Origin of the sequence: Argonema antarcticum A004/B2 (genome assembly GCF_023333585.1) — a bacterium.
In the GTDB taxonomy this organism is placed as follows: Bacteria; Cyanobacteriota; Cyanobacteriia; order Cyanobacteriales; family Aerosakkonemataceae; genus Argonema; species Argonema antarcticum.
Genome location: NZ_JAIQZN010000210.1, coordinates 1 through 2,648, shown reverse-complemented (window position 1 = coordinate 2,648; position 2,648 = coordinate 1). Strand labels below are relative to the sequence as shown.

Genomic DNA, 2,648 nt, shown 5'->3' with positions numbered 1-2,648 from the left:
AATTTTGAAGTCGAACCGCCAGAAAACTTCAAAAGAATACAATCATTTTTAGCAATTAGAGAACGAGGTAAAAAACCGCATCTTTACGATCCCGATCATTTGAATTTACCCCCCGCAGCAGCAGTGGTAGTTCGCAAACAAGCATGGTGCGAATCTGTTCCCAAACGCCCCATACTAAGTGGTAGAGTGGGAGGACAGATGTTAGGAGGTGATGACTATGAGCCATTGCTGTATATGCACAAAGTAGGGTGGGAAATTTGGTATCACCCAACTATGCAAACTTATCATCAAATACCGCGCTGGCGATTAGAGAAAGATTACTTAATTTCTCTAATTCGCGGTTCTAGTTTGTGCATTTGCCATCTGCGGATGATTAATGCTAAAACATGGCACAAACCAATTATTATAGCTAGGATTATGCTGGGGAGTCTGCGTCGAGCTATATTGCACCTACTCAAATATCGATGGAAAGTCAAAACAGATCTCATCGCCGCTTGCGAGATGGAATTTCACTTGAGTAGTTTCGCAAGTCCTTTTTATTTTATTAAAACTTCCCTAGTTTCGCATTTTGTCGGATATGCTGGAAAAAACAAAACTGGATTTGTATAAATGACAGAACCCGAAGTCACGTTAGTTATAGTACCAAGAGAGCGTTTCAGCTATACCGAGCGCTCTCTGGAAAGCCTTTACGAGAATACAACTACTCCCTTTAAATTAATCTATGTAGATGGCAACTCACCTAATCGAACAAAGCGCTATCTTGAAAACCAAGCTAAAGAAAAAGGATTTCGCTTAATCCGCACCGAAAATTTCCTGGTTCCAAATCAGGCGCGTAACTTGGCTTTACCAGAAATTCATACCAAATATGCAGTATTTGTCGATAACGATGTGGTTTTCACACCAGGTTGGTTAGATCGACTTTTACAGTGTGCAGAAGAGACAGGAGCATGGGTAGTTGGGCCACTTTATTACCACGGAAAACTTGAAAACGAAATTATCCACCACGCGGGGGGACTTCTTCACATCCGAGAAGATAAAGGTAAACGACGATTCATTGAAAAACATCGTTTTTTAGGAAAACCAGTCGATAAAGTACGCTCCGAATTGCGACGGGAGGAGACTGAACTGATAGAATTTCATTGTTTCTTAGTGCGTAGCGAAGTATTTGAACAGATAGGTCAGTTCGATGAAAAGCTCATGAGTACTGGCGAAGAATGGGATTTGTGTCTGGAAGTACGAGAGAGAGGCAAAACTGTTTACTTTGAGCCAAATTCGATTATCAGTTACGTACCACCACCCCCATTCGCCTGGTCAGATTTACCTTTCTTTTTACTTCGTTGGAGTGACGCTTGGAATTTGCAAAGTCTGAATCGCTTCCGCGAGAAATGGAACTTGCCAGAAGATGACCCTGGCCTCAAAGGTCATTACAAGTGGCTAAATCGCCATCGCCAACGAGTTATTAGAGAGTCAATTCGGCGCGTTTTCCCAATAAAGCGTGCTTCCTGGATGAATGAAAATATTTTGAAGCCAGTAGAACAGCAATTGAATAAGTTGTTGTTCTCCAAGCTGTCAAACAAATCCCAGAACCAAAAAGGCGAAACTGTCAATACAGTTACAGGTTCTAAATCTTAAAAGCAAAAGCTATGTATCTCTTTCTCTAAGGTGGTTTTATTGAGAACCAAATAGTATTTTTTAGCGGCAATGAACAAAATTACATTGAGCGCCACCGATGCGACTAAAGCAAGGATAGATACAGGGGTTACCGCTGTAATAGAGTACATTTTAAGTAGGGGCGTAGGGGCGTTCGCGTTCGCGTAGCGGCGCGGGCGAACGCACCCGCGAAGGTGTGGAAAGCGATCGCGTCACCATTTTGGTTAACGGTGCCGAAAAGAGCGATACCATCAATCTGGAAGCCGCTCGCACCGCTTACAGCCAAGCTCAAGAGCGCTATAACCAAGTTCAAAACAGCGAAAACCGTCAGGAAAAAATTCAGGCAACTCAAGCTTGGAAAAAGGCACGCGCCCGTTTTCAAGCCGCTGGTGGCATGGTGCAAGTTTAAAATTTGTAGGGTGGGCAGCGCCCATCCTACTTTACAGTTATACGAAAGTACGGATATATAGCTAGGGGCTAGGGGCTAGGGGCTAGGGACTAGGGGAAGAAGGGTTTAGAATCCGCCAACGTTTCAGGAATTCAGAATGGCTTAACCGCCTTAGCGGTTGCTATATTTAAAGTTTTAGTAAAGATTTGCTAAAGATCAGAAAAATTACATCTATCTTTGGTAAGAATTTAGCAGAATAGGTAAGTTAACTAGATCGCTTAAGCAGCGAGTTCAACTGTTGGTTCTCATTTCTGAATCGCTACGCGATCGCAATGCGTAAGTGCCAAACTAGGTTAACTCAAGTTGCTAGTTACTTGCTTTCCGGGTATGTTGTTGCGATGCCGCGCTCTTATCCCAGTTGTAATAAGACCGCTAAAGCGCAACAACGTACCTAATACCAGCCTCAACTATATAACTAGGAACTTACGTTAGGTTATCTAAGTAGGGTAGCTGCCAGTACGGATGATTTGCACTCAAAGGCTTATAAGTTATGATAGATTTTACGGTAGCTATTCCCACCTATAATGGAGCCACCCGCTTACCTAAAGTT

The 2,648-nt window shown here is 42.9% G+C and carries 2 protein-coding genes and 1 pseudogene; all 3 read left to right on the top strand.

Annotation, left to right across the window (positions count from 1 at the left end; translation table 11 throughout):
• Positions 1-609: pseudogene (locus tag LAY57_RS35310) on the top strand (hormogonium polysaccharide biosynthesis glycosyltransferase HpsE); the annotation flags it as partial.
• Positions 610-1,632, top strand: coding sequence for a glycosyltransferase family 2 protein (locus tag LAY57_RS35305; protein WP_249072116.1), 1,023 nt, complete (start codon positions 610-612; stop codon positions 1,630-1,632).
• 214 nt (positions 1,633-1,846) lie between these two features.
• Positions 1,847-2,059, top strand: coding sequence for an ATP synthase delta/epsilon chain alpha-helix domain-containing protein (locus tag LAY57_RS35300; RefSeq protein WP_338022553.1), 213 nt, complete (start codon positions 1,847-1,849; stop codon positions 2,057-2,059).
• The last annotated feature ends 589 nt before the right edge of the window (positions 2,060-2,648 follow it).

Coding starts and splice junctions, on each gene's coding strand:
- LAY57_RS35305 (WP_249072116.1), top strand. CDS start 610: ATGACAGAACCCGAAGTCACGTTAGTTATAGTACCAAGAGAGCGTTTC.